This is a genomic window from Ferruginibacter sp. SUN002 (genome assembly GCF_050611725.1).
Lineage (GTDB): Bacteria > Bacteroidota > Bacteroidia > Chitinophagales > Chitinophagaceae > Ferruginibacter.
On sequence record NZ_JBODJB010000001.1, the window covers coordinates 988260 to 1007451 of the forward strand.

A 19192-nucleotide genomic window follows, 5' to 3' on the forward strand; every position below is an offset into this window, starting at 1 on the left:
ATCTATCTTTCTCCGGCGGGTAAGGGCTTGTCTCTTTTCAACATCTTATCTCTGTTGGCAATTTCCCATGCGGTATGAAAGATCATACGGGCTCTTTTTTCATATATATCCCAGTATATCCTGTCAACAGTATCGGTTGGTTGATGATAATCTGCTAACAACATACCATCGTAGAAAAATAAAATTGGAACGCCTTTACGGGCAAAATTGTAATGATCGCTGCGATAATAAATTCTTTCCTGATCGTTGGGGTCATCAAATTTATAGTCGAGTGTAAGCCCGGTATATTTTTTATTTACTCCTTCGTTGATAATGGGCAGATCGCTGCTGAGTTTATCGTGACCAATTACATAAACATAATTCAATGAATCGTCTGTCATTCTTTCGGTATCTATTCTTCCTATCATATCTGTGTTAAGATCAACAGAAGTTTTCTTTAAAGGGAACACCGGATTGTCACTATAATATTCACTGCCCCAAAGCCCTTTTTCTTCTCCGCTAACGGTCATGAATACAACTGTTCTTCTTGGTCCGTTTCCTTCTTTGGCTGCTTTAGCAAAAGCTTCTGCCATTTCAATTACCGCACAGGTACCACTGCCATCGTCATCTGCACCATAATATATCTTGCCATCATGTTTGCCAAGATGATCATAGTGTGCCGTTAAAAAAACGTATTCATTTTTTTTATCTGTTCCTTCAATATAACCCAAAACATTGCTGGCATCAATTTGCTCATGCTTCTTTTGGTAATCGAAAGAGTAGTTGCTCACTACCTCAGACAGTTTATGCGCATTCAATAACTCATAATTTTTTGCTTTGTCTATTAGTAAATTAATTTGCCAGTCTGGGAATAGTTTTTTTAAAGTTTCATGAGCAACTACAGCATAGTTAATACTGATATAATTATCTTTTGGATAGTACATAGATGATCTGCTGCTTTTTTCTGCTAATTGAGCTGTGATAACACCAATATTAGGATTGATGATGATCGCTCCAATTGCTCCTTTTTTCTTTGCAACAGCTAATTTTTTTTGAATGCCCGGATAGGAGTATTCCGATGGACTTGAATTGCCCGACAATACATAAACTCCATCTTGCTTCGGTTCGCCTAAAATAATGACAACGATCTTACCTTTTACTTTTTTGCCCTTATAATCATTGTAATTTTTCTCATTAATGCCATATCCTGCAAACACAATTTTTTTAGCTTCTGTTCTTTTAGAATCGTTGAACATAACGGCTGTGTAATAATCTGCTCCATACACTAATCTTTCATTGCCGATGCGTAGATCATTACTGATCATGGAGTCTTTAAACAAAGGGAAGAACTGTTCATAGCCGTTTAATGCTGCTGCCGGCTTCAAACCTATCGCTTCAAATTGTTGTTGAATATATAAAGAAGCTTTTCGTTGCCCTGCAGTACCGGTTTCACGGCCTTCCATCTCATCCCCGGCAACAATGGTAAGATGTTTTTTAAGATCCTCTTTAGTAATAGTGGCGGCGTATTTTGCCGCATTGTCAACTTGAGCCAATACATTACCGGATGCTAACAATACAAAAGCAACAAAGAAATATTTCATCATACATTTTTTATTAGGTATTAAATGTACAATATCGATGTGAGATGCAAAAAGAAAAGTGATAGTCGGTTAGCAGGCAATTTTGTTTACCCTGTTTTGATGACGGCCACCTTCGAAAGGTGTATTGATGAAGAGGTCAATCATTTTTTCTACATCGCCTTCTCTTACAAATCGGGCAGGAATACAGATCACATTAGCATCATTGTGTTGTCTTGCTAGTTGAGCTAATTCTTCGCCCCAACAAATAGCCGCTCTGATCTGCTGGTGTTTGTTAGCGGTAATAGCAACACCGTTAGCACTACCGCAAAGTAAAATACCAAATGCATACTCGCCACTTTCAACTGCCGATGCAACAGGGTGAGCAAAATCCGGATAATCTGCCGAATGTTTATCGTAAGTGCCAAAATCTTTAAATTTCAAACCTTTGCCCTCTAAAAAAGAGATAACGTCTTCTTTGTAATCGAATCCGGCATGATCGCAGCCGATGGCTATAGGGAGTTGTAGATTGAAGACTGACATTTTTAATTATGAATTATGAATGTTGAATTATGAGTTTCTGAGGTGTAAAGTTAATTCATAATTTATAACTCATAACTCATAATTTAGATCAGCTCCATTCTTTTTCTTCTTTTAATTTTCTTCTTTCTACTCTCGATGCCAATATGATACTGATCCAGTAAAGAACCACCAGTGGGATAGCAACTAAGAACTGACTGGTCCAGTCGGGAGAAGGTGTGATAATAGCTGCTACAACTAAAATTATAACAAAAGCAAATTTGAAATATTTCTTTAAGAAAGAACCGGTTATCAATCCAATCTTCGCTAAAACATAGCAAAGCACCGGTAATTCAAATGCAATACCGCATCCAAGTATCAAATTGGTTAAACTGTCTATATAGTCATTAATGGCCGGCCTGTATTGGATCATTCCCGATTTGCCGAGTGTAAAACTTGCCAAAAAGTTAAAGGTAAAAGGAGCCAGCAAGTAATATCCAAAAGCTGCGCCGGTAAAAAAACAAAGCGACACCCAAAAAATACTACCTCTGCCATATTTTCTTTCTTTTGGAGAAAGAGCCGGTTTTATAAAACGCCACAATTCCCAAAAAATATAAGGGAATGCTAAAATGATACCACCGATCATTGCGATGGTAATGGCCGAAGAAAAAGTGCCGTTCACCTCTGTAACCTGAAAGTCAATTTTTACAGGAGGCATACAAAATGCATCGCCTACATGCAACCATTGTCCGAACTTGCATAAAGCGCCATAGGTTACAAATTTTTCGTTAGCAGGAGCCAGAATCAGGTTGTCATAAACCCAATCAATGTTTATAAAGATCAGAATAGCACCAACCAGCCAGGCAATTACACTACGCATGATATGCCAACGTAGTTCCTCAATATGGTCAAAAAACGTCATCTCCGTCTGCTCACTTTTGTCCTTGCCGGAAAGTCTGTTCAGGAAAGATTTTCTATCTGAAGTTGTTGTAGCCACCTAATAATGAATGATTGTTGGCAAAGGTAAATGAGTTTATTATATCAATTGGTAAAAAAGAGAAGCCCCGATAAAAATCGGGGCCGTTTACCAAAACTAACTGCTTATGAGAAAAATTTAATTCGTTATTTCTATTGTTATAAACGCAAATTCGGTGCCATTTCACATATTCTCATTGTTAAGAAATATATAATACTCAAACCTAAAAATGCGTATAAAAGAACTGTTGTAAATCTGACTCTAAGTTATATCAAGAGTTTAATGAAAATAAAAAAGCGTCCCTGTTAGAGGACGCTTTAACAATAAATTATAAATACCTATTTCATGAAGCCTTTTATCATATCCATAAAGCCACCACCACCTTCTTGCCTTTGTTGTTGCTGTTGTTGTGCGCCTCCGGTTACTTTGCTGATGATATCGCTTAATTCAACTTGTCCATCACCATCTGTATCTAAACCACCCCCTGCAAATTTGCTTACTAATCCGCCGAGATCAAACCCACCGCCACCAGTTTGTGCATTATTTGCTCCGCCTGTAAGGGAGCCGATCAGACTATTGATGTCAAAGCTGCTGTTGTTCGGGTCGTTAGTTTTGTTGATTAAACTGCTGATAACATTCGGTATCAAACTATTTGCAATACCGTTAGCCTGATTGCTTTCTATACCATGATTATTTGTAAGCTTATTAGTAAAACTGCCGATGATGGATTTAACTATTGGATTGTCTAGAAGGCCACCACCGTTTCCACCTGCATTTTGATTTCCAAAAAGAGAAAGAATATTTGTTAGTCCGCCACCTGCTAAAACATTTTGTAAACCATCTGCTACTGAGTGAGTTGCATCTGCAACAACGGCATCGTTTTGTTCGTTAGGCACAACAGGGTTGTTTATAACAGATTCCGTACCTTCTTCTTTGATGAGATTGAAAAGATTTTCTAACATGACTTTTAATTTAAATGATGAAGCTATAAAATATAGTCGACTGTAGATGCAATTTATGCTCTGTAAGTTGCATCCTAACCTTGTGTAGTCATTTTTTCTGCATTTTCTGCAAACTGCAATGCATCCAGAAATTCCTGAATATCGCCATTGATAACCTCATCCAGATTATATACGGTTAATCCGATCCGATGATCGGTTACCCTGCCTTGCGGATAATTATATGTTCTGATCTTAGCGCTTCTGTCACCCGTGCTTACCAAGCTCTTTCTTCTTTTAGATATCTCTTCTTCTGCCTTACGTACTTCCTCATCATATAATTTAGTCCGCAGCATATCCATTGCTTTTTCTTTGTTAGCAAGCTGGCTACGTTCTGTCTGACACATTACCACCAAACCGGTTGGTTTATGTGTTAAGAATACTTTTGTCTCTACCTTATTTACGTTCTGTCCGCCTGCTCCACCGCTTCGGGCAGTCTCCATTTTTACATCGCTTTCTTTCAACTCAAAATCAACCTCATCTGCCTCCGGCATAACTGCTACTGTGGCTGCACTGGTATGTACACGGCCACTGGCTTCGGTATCGGGTACACGCTGTACCCGATGAACACCACTTTCAAATTTTAAAATACCATATACATCATCACCTACAACTTCAAGTTGAACCTCCTTGTAGCCACCCACGGTACCTTCGCTTTCGCTGAGTAAAGTTGTTTTCCAGCCTCTTCTTTCGCAATATTTCAGATACATCCTTAAAAGGTTACCAGCAAATAAAGAAGCTTCGTCTCCACCGGTTCCGGCTCTGATCTCAAGAATGGCATTCTTTTCATCGTAAGGGTCTTTAGGAATCAGCATATTTCTAAGCTGTGCTTCCATCTGAGTTTTCTTTTCCTCGAGTCCGGGCAATTCCATTTTCGCCAGATCTCTCATCTCATCATCATCGCCATTCAATACTTCTTTATTGAATTCAATGTCTTCTAATGTGCGGATGTAGGCATTTCTTGCATTGACGATCTTTTCAAGACTACGATATTCCTTACTCATTGCACCAAATCGCTTATTGTCGCTCACAATTTCAGGATTGGTCAAAGCAACACCTAAGTCATCAAATTTTGCCTTTATTGCATCTAGTTTATCTAACATAGTGTATTTTTATTTTTGGACAAGCATTTGTAACATTTCTCAACATCGTTGTGTCACTCACTTGTACAGTATACCTTTATTGAACTTTTATCATGTTTTGCAATGAGCCCAATGGGCAGCAAAATTAACATATTACATGAGTTACAGAAAATTTAATGCCGATCATCTTTTTACCGGGTCAGAGATCATACATGGAAATGGGGTATTGATCACCGATCTTGGTGGAAAAGTGTTGGACATCGTTGATAAAAATGATGCAGGCGATGATATCGAGGTCTTTAAAGGCTTACTTACACCAGGGTTTATCAATAGCCATTGCCATATTGAATTAAGCCATATGAAAGATATGATCCCTGATAAAACGGGCTTGGTTTCATTTGTACAACAGGTAATGAGCAAAAGAGGCATAGCTGACGAGTTGAAGTTTGATGCCATGCGCTTGGCAGAGCAGGAGTTATATAATAGTGGTACCGTTGCAGTAGGAGATATTTGTAATACGACAGATTCGATCGATATCAAACAAAAAAGTAAGATGAAGTGGCATAATTTTATTGAGGTGAGTGGGTTTACTGATGCGTTGGCTGAAAAAAGATTTGAAGCGATTCAAGAAGTGGCACATCAGTGGACCATGGACCATGGTCCATGGTCCATAGTTCCACATGCCCCTTACTCCGTTTCAAAAAAACTATTTCAGTTATTGAATGAGGCAACCGCCAATCAATTAATATCCATTCATAATCAGGAAAGCGAAGAAGAAAATAAATTGTATGAAGACAAGTCGGGCAGCTTTTTAGAATTGTATAAAAATTTCGGAATTGATATTACTGGCTTTGAACCAAGTGGTAAAACAAGTTTTCAAACATGGTTAAATTATTTCACGAATAACCAATCGATCATTTTAGTACACAATACTTTTACCAATCAAGAGGATCTGGATTTTGTCTGTCGTCAGTCGTCCATTGTCCATCGACCATTGCATTTCTGCCTATGTCCCAATGCTAACAAATACATTGAAGGAAGAATGCCTCCGATCGATCTATTAAGGAAAAATAATTGCAATATCGTTATTGGTACCGATAGTTATGCAAGTAATTGGCAATTGAATATGTTAGAAGAAATAAAGACCATTCAACACAAAACAGCTTTCTCTATTCCTCTGGAAGAAATACTGCGATGGTCTACAATCAATGCTGCCAGAGCATTACAGATGGACAATGAATTAGGTAGCTTTGAGAAAAATAAAAACCCCGGAGTTATTTTAATAGATGAAATGAATGGATTGAATGTAACTATGAACTCTTCTGCAAAGCGACTTTTATAAAACCTCATGCAAAACCGTTAGCGTTTTTAATTGCCCGAATTCGGCAATGTGTAAAGCATAATAATTTTGATATTGTAACAATAAATTTCTTCTTGCATCTCTCGATAATTTTATTTGTTCCAATTCAAAAGGCAATAACACTTTTAGTATTTGCGAAGTTGTAAAGGCTTGTTCACCATCGATAAAATTATTATGATCGGGTTGTGTTGTTTCAAAACATCCTTCCTGAAGATCTAAGAAAGAATTTTCTTTACTATAATTATCTATCATTTTAAATCCCAGAAAGTGTGTCAACTGCAAGGTATAGTATAATGGAATATTTGCAGTGACCGATCTCTCGGCAGTATCTAATTCTTTCAAAACATCTTCACAAAAATTGAACAGATTGTGGTTTTCTTCCGGCTGTTTCAGGCATTTATTTAAAAGCTCAACCATATATAAAACAATACAGTTTTTGATCACATCGCTGAAATTGTGTTGATAGAGATATGCCCATTGAAATTCTTTTATTCGCTGCAGATTTTTTTGTTCGCTATGATAAACGACCAGATCAAGAATTGCACCCGGTAGAAAGCAATTAGCTTTTTTATTACTTTTTGAAGCGGTTCTTACGCCATTGACCATATAGGATTGCACACCAAATAGCTCGGTAAATATGGTAACAATAAGGCTTGTTTCGCCATATTTAACCGTTCTCAGTACAATTCCCTTTGTTTTGTGTGTCATCTTAAGCAGCTAAAATGCAATAGTAGTTAGATTTTTGAGTATGCCGTATAAATTATCTTTCTTTGCATCTCAATATTCAATATTAGGTACAAAAATATTCAATAATTTATGTGGCAACGCTTAGGTAGTTTCGTAATAAAATATAGGTTGGCTCTTTTGATAGCATTATTTGCAGTAACTGCTGTAATGGGCTACTTTGGAAGCAAGGTAAAATTGAGTTACGAATTTTCCAGAGCAATACCTACCGATAATCCAAAGTATCAGGATTATGTTTCCTTTAGATCTAAATTTGGTGATGATGGCAATATGCTAGTTGTGGGAGTACAGAGTGATAAACTATTTGAGCTAAAGACCTTCAAAGCATATGATCTTCTTCATAAACAATTAAAAAAAGTAATCGATGTAGAAGATGTATTAAGTGTGCCATCGTCAGTAAATCTTCAAAAAGATATTTTAACAGAAAAACTGAATGCAGTAAAAATATTTCCTGACAGCATTACAACACAAGCCGAACTGGATTCGGCAAAAAGCACTTTCTTCAATTTACCTTTTTATAAATCTTTATTATACAGTCCTGAATCTAATGCTTATTTAATGGGGGTTAGGATCAATAAAGATTCTCTCAATTCGGCAAAGCGTTCAAAAATTGTAGCAGACATTATTGCTGAGGTAAACAAGTTTGAAAAAGACACTAAGATAGAAGCTCATTTAAGCGGTTTGCCTTTAATAAGAACAGTTGTTGGCGACAGAATTCAAAAGGAAATGCGTTTCTTTTTAATTGGCTCTTTATTGTTGAGTGCATTGATATTATTATTGTTCTTCAGGTCGTTCGGAACTGCCATGCTTTCTTTAACAGTGGTATTGCTCGGTGTTGTGTGGAGCCTTGGTGTGTTATATTTATTCGGGTATAAAATTACGTTGCTAACAGCATTGATACCCCCTTTAGTAGTGGTGATCGGGATTCCCAACTGTATTTATTTCATCAATAAATATCATACTTCTTATCTGGCATCCGGAGATAAAAACAAATCGCTGGTTGATATGGTAAGTAAAATGGGGATTGTTACATTGTTTTGTAACATTACTGCTGCCATTGGTTTTGCGGTGTTTGCATTAACTAAGAGCGCTATTCTTAAAGAGTTTGGAATGGTTGCAGGTATCAGCATCATGCTAATATTTGTTATTTCTTTTATTCTATTACCGGCAGTGTTGAGCTATTTGCCAAATCCTAAATCATCGCAAACAAAATATTTGAACAACCGTTTTGTAGTTTCTTTCTTATTAAGAATTGAAAGATGGGTGATCAATCATAAAAAAACAGTGTATGCTGTAACAATCATTGCATTGGCGTTTGCGGTTATTGGAATTTTTAAATTGAAAACGGTTGCCTTTATTGTGGATGACCTTCCAAAGACCGATAAGATATATACAGACCTTAAATTTTTCGAAAAGAATTTCCATGGGGTAATGCCGCTGGAAATTGTTATCGATACTAAAAAAAGAAATGGCTTGGCGGGGATGAGAGCATTGTCTGTTTTTGAAAAGGCAGATTCTTTATCTCAATACATAACAGCACAAAAGGAAATGAACAGGCCTTTGAGCGTTGCGGAAGGGCTCAAGTTTGCAAAGCAGGCTTTTTATGAAGGCGATTCTGCCAACTATCTATTACCTAATACTTTCGATGGAGCTTTCGTTGGAGAATATTTACGTCCGAATAAAAATGACAGCGGGGCTAAAAATAATTTTGTAAAAATGTTGTCTGCTTTTATGGATTCATCCAGACAAAACACAAGAATTAGTGTGAATATGGCGGATGTGGGTACGATAGAATTGCCGAAATTATTGGATGGTATTCAAAAGAGAGCCAATGCATTATTTGATTCTACAAAATATAATTTTTTAGAACCGGATAGAAGATCGGCTTTTAAATTAGATACTATAGTAGATGAGTTTGATAGTTCTGTTGTTACCATCGATACAACTTTTGCAAAATACGATACCACACCTCAGTACAATGTAAAGCTAACAGGAACGAGTATAACATTTTTGGAAGGCAGTAAGTTTATCATCAACGGACTGAAAGAAAGCATTTTCTGGGCATTTTTGTTGATCAGCCTTTGTATGTTGTATTTATTTAAATCGGTTCGGGTGTTGCTTTGCTCATTGATCCCGAATTTGATCCCATTAGTGATCACAGCAGGAGTAATGGGTTGGGCGGGTGTTCCGTTGAAACCAAGTACTGTCCTTGTTTTTAGTGTGGCCTTAGGCATTGCGATCGACATTACGATCAGGTTTTTGGTGAACTACAAACAGGAGTTACCGGGCTTTGATAATGATGTTGCTAAAACGGTTTATTCAACGATCAACCATACAGGGTTAAGCATTGTATATACTTCATTGGTGTTGATAGCGGGCTTTATTATTTTCTGCTTCAGTAGTTTTGGCGGCACATTTGCATTAGGATGGTTAACATCAATAACATTGTTGGTGGCTACATTAACCAATTTGGTTTTGTTGCCGGTACTATTGTTATTAACAGGCAAGAAAAAGAAAAAATAAATTATTGCAATACTTCAGCTAATTTTTCGGCTAATCTTGGACCACGTAAGTCCATAGCAATGATCTTTCCTTGTGGGTCAATCAATACATTGAACGGTATTTCATCGAAACCATAACTATCGGCAATAGTGGCTGTAGTTTGCCAATCTTTTAATTCGCTGATATGTTGCCAGGTTAGCTTGTCTTTAGCAATAGCATTCTTCCAGGCAGTAGCTTCTTTGTCTAATGATACACCAAGAATGGTGAAATTTTTATTTTTAAAATTATTGTAAGCATTTACAATATTCGGGTTTTCTGCTCTGCAAGGGCCACACCAACTTGCCCAAAAATCGATCAGTACATACTTTCCTTTCAAACTGCTTAATGAAAAAATTTTACCATTTACATCCGGCATTGTTATTTCGGGAGCAATATCACCAACTTTTACCGGTTGAATTTGCGGTTGTGCATTTGTTTCTCTTGATTGTTTGATCTCTGCTATCTGTTGTTTTACTGTAAGCAATGCTGTAGCTACGGCAGTGCTTTTTGGAAAACGAGTACTCAACTTTTGTAAAGGGATGTCTAGTTTTTCTACATCTACAGGTGCTGCAGTTGCTGAAAATACAGCTAATACAGGACTTGTGGTAGTATCAGCATATTTAAAACAATATTTTGTGATCTGTTCTTTTTGTGTTTCAAAAATTGTTTTTTTTGCAATAAAACTGCTGTCTGTTTCCTTTATGTTCATCTTCAACATATTTTCTAACGACAGTAGGTGTTCGTCCAGTATATTTCTTAAGCTATCATTATAGCTCATAAATTTTGCAAGAGAATGATTAACGGGTGAATTGAACATCTGTTCACTCAACATTAATTTATTGGCATCGGCTGAAAAACTAATATTGTTTTTATCGTTGATGAAGATAAAGCCACTATTGTTCTTTTCTAAACGTAGGCGAAACAAACCTTCTTCTTGGGCAATGGCGCCAATTACAAATTTTCCGTTCTTGATCTCAGCTGTGTCTAATACCTCCGGAGCTCTTTCACCAAAAAAAAGTTCTTCAAGAAATATTTTCTGATCCGGAATATTTTTAATTTCTCCGGTTACTTTAAACTTGTTATCTGAGGTTTTGTTGTGGCAAGCAAATAAAACTGATGCAACGCTAAGGATAAAGAATATTTTTTTCATTTAACTTAATTTCTCTGCTAATAATTTGTTTACAATGTTCATGTCGGCCTTGCCTTTGCTGAGTTTTTTTACTTCGCCGGCAAACATTCCGATTAGCCCTTTTTTCCCTTTTTTATATTCAACAACTTTGTCAGGCATTTTGCCGATCACTTCATCTACCCAGGCTTCAATAGAGCAGCTATCGCTTTCCTGAATAAGATTTAATTCTGTTGCAAGTTGCAACGCATTTTTATCCGGAGCAGTTAGTAAAGCGTTAAATATTTTTGTAGAGGCTATGCTGAAGTTTACTTTACCATCGTCTACAAGTTGTATCAATTCAGCAATTTTTGTTGGCGTCAGCGTAAATGCCTCCAGCTCAATGCTGTTTTCGTTCAGGTAAGATTTTACCGGTCCCATTAGCCAGTTTACCGCTGCTTTGTAGTTAGACGTATGTTTGATGATGGCTTCAAAATAATCTACCAAAGATTTATCTCCGCAGATTACCTGTGCATCATAAGGCGGTAGATGAAAAACTTCTTTATATTTTTTCTCCAACGCTTCGGGCAAAGCAGGTAATTCGCTTTTTATTTTTTGTAAAAACTCATCAGTGATATTGAAAGGAGTGAGGTCGGGATCGGCAAAATATCTGTAATCATCCGCATCTTCTTTACTACGTAAAGAAAAGGTAGTGTTCTTATCTGCATCAAAACTTCTTGTTTCCTGCACAATTGTTCCGCCGCTTTCAACAATATCTATCAATCTGTCAACTTCAATATCAATTGCTTTTTTCACATTGCGTATGCTGTTCAAATTTTTTACTTCAACCCTTGTACCCAATTTGGTTTCGCCTTTCAAACGAATAGAAATATTTGCATCGCAACGCATACTACCTTCTTCCATATTACCATCGCAAATATCTATCCAACGAACCAATCTTCTTAGTTCAGTTACATAAGCAAATGCTTCTTCACTACTATGAAGGTCGGGTTCACTTACAATTTCCAATAAAGCAACGCCGGCTCTGTTAAGGTCTATTGCAGTATAATCCGGATCCACATCATGTAAACTTTTTCCTGCATCTTCTTCCATGTGAATTCTGTTGAGACGAATATTTCTTTCGCCATCGGCCGTTTTTATTTTTACAATGCCATTCTTACAAATCGGTGTTGTATGTTGACTGATCTGATATCCTTTCGGAAGATCAGGATAAAAATAATTTTTACGGGCAAAATAGTTGTGTTGTTCAATTTCGCAATGCAAGGCAAGGCCAAGTTTTACTGCAAACTCAATTGCTTTTTTATTCATCTTAGGCAATGTGCCTGGATGAGCCATTGTAATAGGGCTGATATGTGTATTTGGCGCTGCCCCGAAAGCTGCACTATCGCCACAAAATATTTTGCTTTTAGTTAGTAATTGAGCATGTACTTCAAGCCCGATCACTACCTGATATTTATCATTTTTCATTGGGTGCAAAGGTAAATAAGGATTAGGTATGATTTGTATGATTTTTAGGGTTATCTCACAGAGATATGCAACAAAAAGGCGATGCATCGAACGCAAATCAATTCGAAGCTAATCTGTGCATCTCTGTGAGATAAAACAAAAAAGCGTCAAACGGTTACCCGAATTGACGCCTGACCCTAAGCTATAAGAGAATTTTTACAGATCGGCTGTTTTTAGTTTTTTAGGGATCTTTACTTCGAAGCTCATTTCTTTACCCTCTCTTTTAGCTTTAATGCTATAATTGGTTTTTCCTTCTGTTGGCTTTAATTGTTCTCTTGCATCATCAGTGTTATTGATCTTATTCCCGTTGATTTCTGTAATGATATCACCTTCCATTAACCCTGCGTTGGCTGCTGCTGATTCATCAACTACGTCAATTACTTTCACATTACCACCCTCTTCCGTATCCTTAATTTTTAATCCGAGTTTTTGCTGACGAGGCATATTATCATTGAAGTGAAATTGTTTAAGCATGTTTTCCTCACCATCTTCAAATCCTTCCATATCCGGCGGCATTGGAGGAGCTGGTGGAAAAGGGAAATGCTTCATCATATCATTCGGGTTTCCTTTGAAAGAAAATGACATTGATCTTTTTTCTTTCTTTTCTCCCAAAGTTGCTTTAACATTGGCTTTTTTACCTTTACGCAAATAGTACACTGTTATTTCATCTTTCACTTTTTTTGCACCTATGATCTTTGAAAGACCGGCGCTGGTAGTTACTTGTTCGTCGTCAATTTTTGTAATGATGTCGCCTTCTTGCAGCCCCGCTTTTTCAGCGGCACTTCCTTCAATTACTTCAGTAATTTTTACACCTTTATCTTTCTTTTCAGTCGTTACACCTAAAAAAGGTCTGCTCTCTTCACCCCATTGGTCCATAAAATCTTCATTCAAGTTGAATGATTGTCCGCCCGGACCAAGATCAAAGGACATCATATCATCGCCATCACGAATGATCATTTTGCGTTTGTTGATGGTTATCTGATCATCTTTGAATTCGGCCAATGGTTTGCCGTTAACAATCACTTTGTCTCCTTTGATCTCAACGGTTACATTCATTTCTTTATCGCCTTTTTTTCGAATAACAACTTCTTCAGTTTCATTGTCTTTTTTTACATCTTCCTGTGCCCACAAACAAGTAGGGAAACCGATAAAAGCCAATACAGCAGTGGTAATTAATATTTTTTTCATAATGTTTATTTTTATGTACGAAGCCTTTAGTAGATCAAAAATAGAAAGAAAATTTGAATTACGAAATCTTTCGCAGATAATTTTAGGGCTTTAACAAAATTTTATGGGAGATGGGAACGCAGATGTTGCAGATTTTGACGGATTAAAACGGATTTATCTGTGAAGATCAGTTTTAATCCATGTAATCCGTGATTCTATCACTTAGTAATTATATAAACCTTAGTTCTACCATCGCAGTCATTAGTTTCTTTTAAATATTGCATACCTATTTTTTCAAGAATTTTCCAGGATGCGATATTATCTATATGTGCTTTGGCTATGATAGTGGATAGATTTAATTTTTTTAAGCCGTATTCAATTGTTGCGGCGGCAGCTTCAGAAGCATAACCATTGCCCCAGTATTTTTCAAAGATGCGATAACCAAGATCAATCTCATCATCTTCTTTAATATATTTTAAACCACACCACCCTATAAACTCGTTGTTGCTTTTTAAGTACATGGCCCATCTGCCTAAATTATTTTCGTATTGTGGTAAGATGATATTGACCAAAATATTTTCAGCCTGCTCTATTGTTTGTAAAACGGGTTCATGAACATATTTAACAACTTCAGGTGAGCTGTTGAGGTCTAGTAATAATTCAGCATCAGTTTTTGTGAACTGACGAAATACTAAACGTGGTGTTTCAAATAAAATGTTCATAGAAAGCTATTTTAAGGTTATATGAGCTCATTTACAGACCTACGAATGTTTTCTGAAATTTTATCCGTAGGCACATCGTTCTCATCGCCACCAAAAGGATCTTCAATTTCTTCAGCAATTAATTCCAAACTTGCCAGCACATAAAAGATAAATGCAACCACAGGAATAACATAGTAACCAAGATTGAATACATATCCAAACGGCAATGTCATCACATAAATGAAAATGAATTTTTTTATGAAAACGCTATAAGAAAAAGGAATTGGAGTGTTCTTAATTCTTTCGCAAGCGCCGCAGATATCTGTAAAAGATTGCAACTCTGTATTCAAAAATATGAGTTGATCGCCGGTGATGATCTTTTGCTGATAGAGCTCTTGTATTTTTTTGAAAATAGATGCTGCGATCTGATTGGGCAAATGTTTGCTTTCATCAATGGCATTCAATAAAGGATGGGCTTTATCTTCAGCAAATAATTCAATTCTTGTTTTTTCAGAACCTAAATGACTGCGTAAAGTGGCAGCATAAGCAGGAATAACAGTTCGGAAAAAACTACGGTTCTCTTCATCATTTTCCGGAAGTATGGCTGCTAATTTAATAGCCAGGTTTCTGCTGTTATTTACCAATGCACCCCAAAGTTTTCTTCCTTCCCACCAACGATCGTAAGCAGTGTTGGTACGGAATACCAACAACATAGAAATGGCAAAGCCAAGCAGACTGTGCATTACAGGAATATTCTTTACATAACTATTGGCTGATAATTGAAAATATTCTTTTTCAAGAAATGCAATGATGCCCGAGTAAGCACATATACCAAGAATAAGTGGAAACAATTTTCTGAATGTATCCGCTTTGTGTAAACGAAAGATAAAGGAGAACCACTCTTTGGGATTATAATTGATCATAGTAAGAATGATTGAGTAAAAAACGGACGAAGTTTTCAAAACTTCGTCCGTTTGTGAAGACTATAATAATGATTTTACTTTCTCTATAACGTCTTTCAAATTGGCAACGTTTTGTCCGCCTGCTGTAGCAAGGTTTTTTTGTCCGCCACCACCACCTTTGATCAATGGAGAGATATGCTCTTTAATGATCTTGCCAGCATCTAGTCCTTTAGCAGCAACAACTGTATCGGCAATACTTACGGCAACAAATGCCTTGCCGTCAATATTAGTACAAAGCACTGCTACGTGATTGTTTAAATGATTTTTCAGGTCAAAGCAAAGCTTCTTTAGAGCATCGGCATTGCTTACTTCAATAATATCTCCAACGAAATTGATGTTGTTGATGATCTCGTCTTTTTGCAATAGCTCATTGCGAATGCCAACTAATTGTCTTGCTTCTAATCCTTCAATACGTTTGCTGAGTGTATTGTTTTCGGCTAATAAATTTTCGATAGACTTGTTAATGTCTTTTGGATTTTTTAATAGGCCTTTAATAGTGTTGATCTCAGCGAATGTATTGCTTACTAATGTTTCTGCAGCAATACCACAAACTGCTTCTATACGACGAACACCTGCAGCAACGGCACTTTCAGAAGTTATTTTGAACAAACCTAATTCTCCTGTGCTACCAACATGTGTACCACCGCATAACTCGATCGAGTACGCCGGATCCATGATAACCACTCTCACTTTATCGCCATATTTTTCGCCAAACAAAGCCATTGCACCCATTGCAATTGCTTCATCTTTACTCATCTCTTTAATTACAACCGGGATATTAGCTCTGATCTTTTCATTTACTATTTGTTCAACTTTCGAAATTTCTTCATCGGTTACTTTAGCAAAATGACTGAAGTCGAAACGTAAATTTTCGTCGTTATTTAAACTTCCTTTTTGTGCAATGTGTTTGCCCAATACTTGTTGTAGGGCTGCCTGCAGCAAATGCGTAGCACTATGGTGTACTGTAATGTTTTTTCTTCTTTCTGCATCAACTTTTGCGATGACCTCCCCAGTTAGATCATCAGGAATAGACTCCGTGAAATGAATAATTAAATCGTTTTCCTTTTTGGTGTCAACGATTTTTAGTTTTTCATTTTTAATTATTAACTCTCCTCTGTCTCCAACCTGCCCGCCGCTTTCAGCATAGAATGGAGTTGTGTCCAAAACCAATTGGTACAATTCTTTTCCTTTGCCTGAAACTTTTCTATACTTAACGATCTTACTTTTTGTTTCTAAACTATCGTAGCCTACGAATTTATTTGCAACATTTTCAATAAGTGTTACCCAGTCTTCTGTATCTAATGCTGATGCGGAGCGACTGCGATTTTTTTGTTCTTGCATTTCTTTTTCAAAACCTACTTCATCAACAGATAAATTATTTTCAGAAGCGATCAATCTTGTAAGGTCAATTGGGAAACCAAATGTATCTAACAATTCAAAAGCTGCTGCACCGTTAATTGTTTTGGATGATTGCGAAGATGCAATTACTTCATCGATCTTTTTTAATCCTTTATCTAATGTTCTTAAAAATGCCTCTTCTTCTTCTTTAATTACTTTGCCTACAAAATCTTTCTGTGCATTCAACTCTGGAAAAACATTTTCGAATTGTTTTGCAATAACCGGCAACAATTGATGTAGCAAAGGTTGTTTGTAATCTAAATAAGAATAATAATAACGAACTGCTCTACGAAGGATTCGGCGTATAACATAGCCTGCACCTGTGTTTGATGGCAACTGCCCATCTGCAATAGTGAAAGATATGGCTCTTATATGATCTGCCAAAACACGGAAAGCAATGCTTTCTTTATCATCTCCGGCAGTATATTTTTTGTTGGTAATTTTTTCTATTGCTGCAAGGGTGCCTGTGAAAACATCGGTATCGTAATTGCTTTGTTTGCCTTGTAATACTCTTACCAAACGTTCGAATCCCATGCCAGTATCAACATGTGTAGCAGGTAATGGTTCAAGCGTTCCGTCTTTTTTTCGGTTATACTGAATAAATACATTGTTCCAGATTTCTATAACTTGCGGATGATCATTGTTAACTAAATCTTTACCAGGTATTTTTACTCTTTCTTCGTTGCTTCTGCAATCGACATGTATTTCAGTACAAGGACCACATGGACCAGTATCTCCCATCTCCCAAAAATTATCTTTTTTATTTCCAAAAATAATTCTCTCTTCTGGCAGTATTTTTTTCCATTCTGCTAATGCAATTTTAGATGGTGGTAAGCCTTCTTTTTCATCTCCTTCAAAAACGGTAACGTATAAACGGTCTTTATCCAATTTGTACACTTCAGTTAGTAATTCCCAACTCCAAGCTATGGCTTCGGCTTTAAAATAGTCGCCAAAGCTCCAGTTGCCTAACATTTCAAAAAGCGTATGGTGATAAGTGTCAACTCCTACTTCTTCCAAATCGTTATGTTTGCCACTAACCCTTAAACATTTTTGTGTATCTGCAATACGTGGAGAAGGAGCCGGTTTGTTACCCAAAAAATAATCTTTGAACTGGTTCATACCTGCGTTAGTGAAAAGCAAAGTAGGGTCATCTTTCAGCACAACGGGTGCTGAAGGCACGATCGTATGTCCTTTCGATTTGAAGAAATCAAGAAACTGTTGTCTTATCTCAGCTGCAGTCATAATAACCTTTGTATTTTTTGGGTTGATTTTTGGAATTTAACGGTCTATATTTGTACACTTTTGAGAAGTGGGCACAAAGGTAACGAAAACAGCCATTTTTTAGGGCTGAATAATGGTAAACTGTACAAGTGTGCGACGCAACGATGTTGCCATTGGTACTAAAGCCCGGACCGAAACCAAAAACCAACATTTTTTGCCGAAGGCAGAAATTGAGCATGAAAAAAATTAAATACTTCTATAATACTAATACGCTTCGTTACGAAAAGCTTGTAACGCCGCTGAGAGTGCGGCTACTAAGGGTTTTTGGTTTCGTTTCCGCATTATTGGTAAGCTCGGCATTGGTTATTTGGGTGTACACAAGATTTGTTCCCCGCCCTACGGATAAAGTAATGGAGTACCGATATAATTCGATGAAGGAAAATTATGCTACGCTGAAAAGTGAGGTAAAAACCCTTCAGGATCAGATAGCTCAGCTGGAGAAAAGAGACAATGAAGTTTACCGGAGTATTTTTGAGGCCAACCCTGTGCCGGATAGTATGAGGGTGAAATTGATAGAAAAGAAAAAGGAACTGGATAAAGTAGAAGCATTGAATGACGATCAACTGAGTAATGAAATAGCCAATAGTTTGAACAATATAGCTGCACGAATTTCGTATCAGCGAACCAGTTATGATGGTATTGAAAAGTTGATCAATAATCAGGAGGCTAAATTATCGAGTATTCCGGCTATACAACCACTAAGTAATAAAGATCTTACAAGAATTGCCAGTGGTTTTGGTATGAGGATACATCCTATTTACGGTATTCCTAAAATGCATAATGGGCTTGACTTTACGGCACCTCAGGGTACACCGATCTACGCAACGGGTGATGGCACTGTAACAACTGCAGGGGTAGGTAACGGCACAGGTAACCATGTGATCATTAATCACGGGTATGGTTACGAGACCGTATACATGCACATGGTACGCATTAAAGTTCGTGATGGACAGCATGTAAAACGTGGCGAAGTGATCGGGTGGGTGGGTAGCACCGGAGCCAGTACAGGACCACATTGTCACTATGAAGTACACATCAATGGTTCGCCGGTTGATCCTGTTTACTTTTTCTACAACGATTTAAATGCAGAACAATATGACAGATTATTGAAGCTTGCTGCAACGGGTAGTGCTAAGAGCTTCGATTAGGATTGTTGCCCCCATCCCCTAAAGGGGTGTTATTGATGCAGTATTTCTAATTATTATTATTATTTTTATACCAGCAGTAGTTTTTCATGGCATCATCGTTGTGTCACAATCCGTTCATCGGCATTAC

Annotated in this window: 15 protein-coding genes; 3 read left to right on the forward strand and 12 right to left on the reverse strand. The window is 37.1% G+C overall.

All coding sequences use genetic code 11. The features are described 5' to 3' along the window. Window positions 1-2 precede the first annotated feature (2 nt). The 5 genes from ACQ33O_RS04375 to prfA all read right to left on the reverse strand — a co-directional run bounded on the left by ACQ33O_RS04375 (window position 3) and on the right by prfA (window position 5152). Complete coding sequence (locus ACQ33O_RS04375; protein ID WP_430994343.1) at window positions 3-1583, reverse strand: M28 family peptidase; 1581 nt, start codon at window positions 1581-1583, stop codon at window positions 3-5. Between the two features lie 66 nt (window positions 1584-1649). Further along, complete coding sequence (rpiB, locus tag ACQ33O_RS04380) at window positions 1650-2099, reverse strand: ribose 5-phosphate isomerase B (protein ID WP_430994344.1); 450 nt, start codon at window positions 2097-2099, stop codon at window positions 1650-1652. Window positions 2100-2187: 88 nt separating this feature from the next. Next, window positions 2188-3072, reverse strand: a complete 885-nt coding sequence (tatC, locus tag ACQ33O_RS04385; protein WP_430994345.1) for a twin-arginine translocase subunit TatC — start codon at window positions 3070-3072, stop codon at window positions 2188-2190. A 317-nt stretch (window positions 3073-3389) separates the two neighbouring features. Continuing rightward, window positions 3390-4013, reverse strand: a complete 624-nt coding sequence (locus tag ACQ33O_RS04390; RefSeq protein ID WP_430994346.1) for a hypothetical protein — start codon at window positions 4011-4013, stop codon at window positions 3390-3392. A gap of 74 nt (window positions 4014-4087) precedes the next feature. Then, window positions 4088-5152 (reverse strand): peptide chain release factor 1, encoded by a 1065-nt coding sequence (gene prfA / locus ACQ33O_RS04395; protein ID WP_430994347.1) that lies wholly within the window; start codon window positions 5150-5152, stop codon window positions 4088-4090. Between the two features lie 136 nt (window positions 5153-5288). On the opposite strand from prfA, the gene ACQ33O_RS04400 reads away from it, so the two are divergent. After that, the gene (locus ACQ33O_RS04400; protein WP_430994348.1) at window positions 5289-6473 is read left to right on the forward strand and encodes an amidohydrolase family protein; all 1185 of its coding nucleotides are present in this window, start codon (window positions 5289-5291) and stop codon (window positions 6471-6473) included. On the opposite strand, the gene recO is transcribed toward ACQ33O_RS04400, so the two are convergent. After that, window positions 6468-7199, reverse strand: coding sequence for a DNA repair protein RecO (recO, locus tag ACQ33O_RS04405; protein WP_430994349.1), 732 nt, complete (start codon window positions 7197-7199; stop codon window positions 6468-6470). The genes ACQ33O_RS04400 and recO overlap by 6 nt on opposite strands. Before the next feature lie 156 nt (window positions 7200-7355). On the opposite strand from recO, the gene ACQ33O_RS04410 reads away from it, so the two are divergent. Then, a complete protein-coding gene (locus ACQ33O_RS04410) occupies window positions 7356-9758 on the forward strand; it encodes an efflux RND transporter permease subunit (protein ID WP_430994350.1) in 2403 nt (800 codons plus the stop codon). A 1-nt stretch (window position 9759) separates the two neighbouring features. Here ACQ33O_RS04410 and ACQ33O_RS04415 read toward each other — a convergent pair whose 3' ends face one another. The 6 genes from ACQ33O_RS04415 to alaS form a co-directional block, all read right to left on the reverse strand. Further along, window positions 9760-10926 carry a redoxin domain-containing protein gene (locus ACQ33O_RS04415; RefSeq protein ID WP_430994351.1) on the reverse strand — a complete coding sequence of 389 codons (1167 nt, stop codon included), beginning with the start codon at window positions 10924-10926 and terminating at the stop codon, window positions 9760-9762. Beyond that, window positions 10927-12369 carry an Asp-tRNA(Asn)/Glu-tRNA(Gln) amidotransferase subunit GatB gene (gene gatB, locus ACQ33O_RS04420; RefSeq protein ID WP_430994352.1) on the reverse strand — a complete coding sequence of 481 codons (1443 nt, stop codon included), beginning with the start codon at window positions 12367-12369 and terminating at the stop codon, window positions 10927-10929. Between the two features lie 195 nt (window positions 12370-12564). Beyond that, window positions 12565-13596 carry a PDZ domain-containing protein gene (locus ACQ33O_RS04425; protein ID WP_430994353.1) on the reverse strand — a complete coding sequence of 344 codons (1032 nt, stop codon included), beginning with the start codon at window positions 13594-13596 and terminating at the stop codon, window positions 12565-12567. Between the two features lie 197 nt (window positions 13597-13793). Beyond that, window positions 13794-14297 carry a GNAT family N-acetyltransferase gene (locus tag ACQ33O_RS04430; protein ID WP_430994354.1) on the reverse strand — a complete coding sequence of 168 codons (504 nt, stop codon included), beginning with the start codon at window positions 14295-14297 and terminating at the stop codon, window positions 13794-13796. Window positions 14298-14314: 17 nt separating this feature from the next. Next, a complete protein-coding gene (locus ACQ33O_RS04435) occupies window positions 14315-15238 on the reverse strand; it encodes a bestrophin family protein (RefSeq protein ID WP_430994355.1) in 924 nt (307 codons plus the stop codon). A gap of 21 nt (window positions 15239-15259) precedes the next feature. Continuing rightward, complete coding sequence (alaS, locus tag ACQ33O_RS04440) at window positions 15260-17878, reverse strand: alanine--tRNA ligase (protein WP_430994356.1); 2619 nt, start codon at window positions 17876-17878, stop codon at window positions 15260-15262. 215 nt (window positions 17879-18093) lie between these two features. Between alaS and ACQ33O_RS04445 the strand changes: the two genes are divergently transcribed. Further along, the gene (locus ACQ33O_RS04445) at window positions 18094-19065 is read left to right on the forward strand and encodes a peptidoglycan DD-metalloendopeptidase family protein (protein WP_430994357.1); all 972 of its coding nucleotides are present in this window, start codon (window positions 18094-18096) and stop codon (window positions 19063-19065) included. Window positions 19066-19192 lie beyond the last annotated feature (127 nt).